Genomic DNA, 651 nt, shown 5'->3' with positions numbered 1-651 from the left:
TCAGCCTGGCGATGGGTCTAAGCTGCTTATCGCAGAGATTTGGCTGTGAGGTACAAAATTGAATTTTTCTCGTACAAAAACCTGTCAAGTGTTTTTTTAAATATTTTTTGGGGGGCGAGTAGTTACCACGATCCTTTTGTAAGGTCAGTGTAGCCTTTGGATATTTGGCTTCATAGGTCGCGATAAACAGATCAAACGCCTTGTATGCATCATTTCTTGTCTCTGCTTGCCAGATTTCATGCAGAGCAGATTTCACTTTTGGCTGAATCAACTTCGGTACGCAATTCAGCACATTACCCGTTTTATGCATCCAACAGCGTTGTTGCCGCGTATCTGGATAAATTTCTTCCAATGCAGCCCCAAATCCCATTGCACCATCACCGATACCGAGTGTTGGCGCATTCATGCCTCTGGCTTTGAGTTTCAGCAGTACTTCCCGCCAACTCTGAGTAGATTCCCGCACACCGTCTTCTATGGCTAGAAAGCGCTTATCTCCTCGTTCGTTAACGCCAATAATGACTAAAGTGCGTATTCCACGGAAACTGGACACTCAGTCCACGGCAAACTGGACAGTCGGAGCGTAGCGACGCGGGGGTTGTTTTTTACTCCTGATTTGAGGGTTTAGTCAAATCTCTTTTGCTCTTTCTGATC

The 651-nt window shown here is 45.6% G+C and carries 1 pseudogene; it reads right to left on the bottom strand.

Annotation, left to right across the window (positions count from 1 at the left end):
* Positions 1–127 precede the first annotated feature (127 nt).
* Positions 128–523, bottom strand: a pseudogene (locus NSMM_RS00045) (transposase); the annotation flags it as partial.
* Positions 524–651: the final 128 nt, after the last annotated feature.

Source organism: Nitrosomonas mobilis (assembly GCF_900103035.1).
Lineage (GTDB): Bacteria > Pseudomonadota > Gammaproteobacteria > Burkholderiales > Nitrosomonadaceae > Nitrosomonas > Nitrosomonas mobilis.
This window is presented reverse-complemented; position numbering and strand designations above follow the sequence as displayed.